Below are 5395 nucleotides of genomic sequence, written 5' to 3'. Positions count from 1 at the left end.
TCATCGAAGCCTGGAAGGAGTTGAAAGAGTGGTGATGTTTGGCTCTTTTGACGTTTCGATCTTCTCGGTCGAAAGCGGAGAAAAAGAGGTGTTGACAGCAGCGTGTAACGCTGTAGAATTCGCCTCCCGCTAACGAGAGATCGGAAGCGCAAGTGGTTGAAGTTGTTGAAGAATTCTTCGAAAACTTCTGAAAATAATCACTTGACAGCAAATGAGGCTGCTGTAGAATGCGCGCCTCGGTTGAGACGAAAGATCTTAACCAACCGCTCTTTAACAACTGAATCAAGCAATTCGTGTGGGTGCTTGTGGAGTCAGACTGATAGTCAGAAAGATTATCAGCATCACAAGTTACTCCGCGAGAAATCAAAGATGTAACCAACGATTGCTGAGCCAAGTTTAGGGTTTTCTCAAAACCCAAAGATGTTTGAACTGAAGAGTTTGATCATGGCTCAGATTGAACGCTGGCGGCAGGCCTAACACATGCAAGTCGAGCGGATGAAAGGAGCTTGCTCCTGGATTCAGCGGCGGACGGGTGAGTAATGCCTAGGAATCTGCCTGGTAGTGGGGGACAACGTTTCGAAAGGAACGCTAATACCGCATACGTCCTACGGGAGAAAGCAGGGGACCTTCGGGCCTTGCGCTATCAGATGAGCCTAGGTCGGATTAGCTAGTTGGTGAGGTAATGGCTCACCAAGGCGACGATCCGTAACTGGTCTGAGAGGATGATCAGTCACACTGGAACTGAGACACGGTCCAGACTCCTACGGGAGGCAGCAGTGGGGAATATTGGACAATGGGCGAAAGCCTGATCCAGCCATGCCGCGTGTGTGAAGAAGGTCTTCGGATTGTAAAGCACTTTAAGTTGGGAGGAAGGGTTGTAGATTAATACTCTGCAATTTTGACGTTACCGACAGAATAAGCACCGGCTAACTCTGTGCCAGCAGCCGCGGTAATACAGAGGGTGCAAGCGTTAATCGGAATTACTGGGCGTAAAGCGCGCGTAGGTGGTTCGTTAAGTTGGATGTGAAATCCCCGGGCTCAACCTGGGAACTGCATCCAAAACTGGCGAGCTAGAGTATGGTAGAGGGTGGTGGAATTTCCTGTGTAGCGGTGAAATGCGTAGATATAGGAAGGAACACCAGTGGCGAAGGCGACCACCTGGACTGATACTGACACTGAGGTGCGAAAGCGTGGGGAGCAAACAGGATTAGATACCCTGGTAGTCCACGCCGTAAACGATGTCAACTAGCCGTTGGGAGCCTTGAGCTCTTAGTGGCGCAGCTAACGCATTAAGTTGACCGCCTGGGGAGTACGGCCGCAAGGTTAAAACTCAAATGAATTGACGGGGGCCCGCACAAGCGGTGGAGCATGTGGTTTAATTCGAAGCAACGCGAAGAACCTTACCAGGCCTTGACATCCAATGAACTTTCCAGAGATGGATTGGTGCCTTCGGGAACATTGAGACAGGTGCTGCATGGCTGTCGTCAGCTCGTGTCGTGAGATGTTGGGTTAAGTCCCGTAACGAGCGCAACCCTTGTCCTTAGTTACCAGCACGTAATGGTGGGCACTCTAAGGAGACTGCCGGTGACAAACCGGAGGAAGGTGGGGATGACGTCAAGTCATCATGGCCCTTACGGCCTGGGCTACACACGTGCTACAATGGTCGGTACAAAGGGTTGCCAAGCCGCGAGGTGGAGCTAATCCCATAAAACCGATCGTAGTCCGGATCGCAGTCTGCAACTCGACTGCGTGAAGTCGGAATCGCTAGTAATCGCGAATCAGAATGTCGCGGTGAATACGTTCCCGGGCCTTGTACACACCGCCCGTCACACCATGGGAGTGGGTTGCACCAGAAGTAGCTAGTCTAACCTTCGGGGGGACGGTTACCACGGTGTGATTCATGACTGGGGTGAAGTCGTAACAAGGTAGCCGTAGGGGAACCTGCGGCTGGATCACCTCCTTAATCGACGACATCAGCTGCTCCATAAGTTCCCACACGAATTGCTTGATTCATTGAAGAAGACGAAAGAAGCAGCCCGAAATTGGGTCTGTAGCTCAGTTGGTTAGAGCGCACCCCTGATAAGGGTGAGGTCGGCAGTTCGAATCTGCCCAGACCCACCAATTTTGTGTGGGAAACGCCTGTAGAAATACGGGGCCATAGCTCAGCTGGGAGAGCGCCTGCCTTGCACGCAGGAGGTCAGCGGTTCGATCCCGCTTGGCTCCACCACTACTGCTTCTGAAGTAAGAGCTTAGAAATGAGCATTCCATCGTGCTGATGGTGAATGTTGATTTCTAGTCTTTGACTAGTTCGTTCTTTAAAAATTTGGGTATGTGATAGAAAGATAGACTGAGATCCACTTTCACTGGTGGTGATCAGGCTAAGGTAAAATTTGTGAGTTCTCTTAGTTGAGAAATTCGAATTTTCGGCGAATGTCGTCTTCACAGTATAACCAGATTGCTTGGGGTTATATGGTCAAGTGAAGAAGCGCATACGGTGGATGCCTTGGCAGTCAGAGGCGATGAAAGACGTGGTAGCCTGCGAAAAGCTTCGGGGAGTCGGCAAACAGACTTTGATCCGGAGATGTCTGAATGGGGGAACCCAGCCATCATAAGATGGTTATCTTGTACTGAATACATAGGTGCAAGAGGCGAACCAGGGGAACTGAAACATCTAAGTACCCTGAGGAAAAGAAATCAACCGAGATTCCCTTAGTAGTGGCGAGCGAACGGGGACTAGCCCTTAAGTGGCTTTGAGATTAGCGGAACGCTCTGGAAAGTGCGGCCATAGTGGGTGATAGCCCTGTACGCGAAAATCTCTTAGTCATGAAATCGAGTAGGACGGAGCACGAGAAACTTTGTCTGAATATGGGGGGACCATCCTCCAAGGCTAAATACTACTGACTGACCGATAGTGAACTAGTACCGTGAGGGAAAGGCGAAAAGAACCCCGGAGAGGGGAGTGAAATAGATCCTGAAACCGTATGCGTACAAGCAGTGGGAGCAGACTTTGTTCTGTGACTGCGTACCTTTTGTATAATGGGTCAGCGACTTATTTTCAGTGGCGAGCTTAACCGAATAGGGGAGGCGTAGCGAAAGCGAGTCTTAATAGGGCGTCTAGTCGCTGGGAATAGACCCGAAACCGGGCGATCTATCCATGGGCAGGTTGAAGGTTAGGTAACACTGACTGGAGGACCGAACCGACTACCGTTGAAAAGTTAGCGGATGACCTGTGGATCGGAGTGAAAGGCTAATCAAGCTCGGAGATAGCTGGTTCTCCTCGAAAGCTATTTAGGTAGCGCCTCATGTATCACTGTAGGGGGTAGAGCACTGTTTCGGCTAGGGGGTCATCCCGACTTACCAAACCGATGCAAACTCCGAATACCTACAAGTGCCGAGCATGGGAGACACACGGCGGGTGCTAACGTCCGTCGTGAAAAGGGAAACAACCCAGACCGTCAGCTAAGGTCCCAAAGTTATGGTTAAGTGGGAAACGATGTGGGAAGGCTTAGACAGCTAGGAGGTTGGCTTAGAAGCAGCCACCCTTTAAAGAAAGCGTAATAGCTCACTAGTCGAGTCGGCCTGCGCGGAAGATGTAACGGGGCTCAAACCATACACCGAAGCTACGGGTATCACGTAAGTGATGCGGTAGAGGAGCGTTCTGTAAGCCTGTGAAGGTGAGTTGAGAAGCTTGCTGGAGGTATCAGAAGTGCGAATGCTGACATGAGTAACGACAATGGGTGTGAAAAACACCCACGCCGAAAGACCAAGGTTTCCTGCGCAACGTTAATCGACGCAGGGTTAGTCGGTCCCTAAGGCGAGGCTGAAAAGCGTAGTCGATGGAAAACAGGTTAATATTCCTGTACTTCTGGTTATTGCGATGGAGGGACGGAGAAGGCTAGGCCAGCTTGGCGTTGGTTGTCCAAGTTTAAGGTGGTAGGCTGGAATCTTAGGTAAATCCGGGATTCTAAGGCCGAGAGCTGATGACGAGTTGCCATTAGGCGACGAAGTGGTTGATGCCATGCTTCCAAGAAAAGCTTCTAAGCTTCAGGTAACCAGGAACCGTACCCCAAACCGACACAGGTGGTTGGGTAGAGAATACCAAGGCGCTTGAGAGAACTCGGGTGAAGGAACTAGGCAAAATGGCACCGTAACTTCGGGAGAAGGTGCGCCGGTGAGGGTGAAGGACTTGCTCCGTAAGCCCATGCCGGTCGAAGATACCAGGCCGCTGCGACTGTTTATTAAAAACACAGCACTCTGCAAACACGAAAGTGGACGTATAGGGTGTGACGCCTGCCCGGTGCCGGAAGGTTAATTGATGGGGTTAGCTAACGCGAAGCTCTTGATCGAAGCCCCGGTAAACGGCGGCCGTAACTATAACGGTCCTAAGGTAGCGAAATTCCTTGTCGGGTAAGTTCCGACCTGCACGAATGGCGTAACGATGGCGGCGCTGTCTCCACCCGAGACTCAGTGAAATTGAAATCGCTGTGAAGATGCAGTGTATCCGCGGCTAGACGGAAAGACCCCGTGAACCTTTACTATAGCTTTGCACTGGACTTTGAATTTGCTTGTGTAGGATAGGTGGGAGGCTTTGAAGCGTGAACGCCAGTTTGCGTGGAGCCATCCTTGAAATACCACCCTGGCAACTTTGAGGTTCTAACTCAGGTCCGTTATCCGGATCGAGGACAGTGTATGGTGGGTAGTTTGACTGGGGCGGTCTCCTCCTAAAGAGTAACGGAGGAGTACGAAGGTGCGCTCAGACCGGTCGGAAATCGGTCGTAGAGTATAAAGGCAAAAGCGCGCTTGACTGCGAGACAGACACGTCGAGCAGGTACGAAAGTAGGTCTTAGTGATCCGGTGGTTCTGTATGGAAGGGCCATCGCTCAACGGATAAAAGGTACTCCGGGGATAACAGGCTGATACCGCCCAAGAGTTCATATCGACGGCGGTGTTTGGCACCTCGATGTCGGCTCATCACATCCTGGGGCTGAAGCCGGTCCCAAGGGTATGGCTGTTCGCCATTTAAAGTGGTACGCGAGCTGGGTTTAGAACGTCGTGAGACAGTTCGGTCCCTATCTGCCGTGGACGTTTGAGATTTGAGAGGGGCTGCTCCTAGTACGAGAGGACCGGAGTGGACGAACCTCTGGTGTTCCGGTTGTCACGCCAGTGGCATTGCCGGGTAGCTATGTTCGGAAAAGATAACCGCTGAAAGCATCTAAGCGGGAAACTTGCCTCAAGATGAGATCTCACTGGAACCTTGAGTTCCCTGAAGGGCCGTCGAAGACTACGACGTTGATAGGTTGGGTGTGTAAGCGCTGTGAGGCGTTGAGCTAACCAATACTAATTGCCCGTGAGGCTTGACCATATAACACCCAAGCAATTTGCGAACTCGAAAGAG

The 5395-nt window shown here is 51.3% G+C and carries 2 tRNA genes and 2 rRNA genes; all 4 read left to right on the top strand.

From position 1 onward, the window contains the following. Positions 1 to 426: 426 nt before the first annotated feature. Positions 427 to 1963: ribosomal RNA gene (locus tag AC3WRD_RS29780) — 16S ribosomal RNA — on the top strand. 81 nt (positions 1964 to 2044) lie between these two features. Next, positions 2045 to 2121 (top strand) — tRNA-Ile (locus tag AC3WRD_RS29775). 30 nt (positions 2122 to 2151) lie between these two features. Next, a tRNA-Ala gene (locus AC3WRD_RS29770) sits at positions 2152 to 2227 on the top strand. A 244-nt stretch (positions 2228 to 2471) separates the two neighbouring features. Beyond that, a 23S ribosomal RNA gene (locus AC3WRD_RS29765) occupies positions 2472 to 5362 on the top strand. Together the 16S and 23S rRNA genes with 2 tRNA genes alongside form the textbook arrangement of a ribosomal RNA operon. Positions 5363 to 5395 lie beyond the last annotated feature (33 nt).

The organism is Pseudomonas sp. FW215-R2, assembly GCF_058789255.1.
The sequence above is the reverse complement of the archived record's forward strand: the minus strand, read 5'-3'. Positions and strand labels throughout refer to the sequence as shown.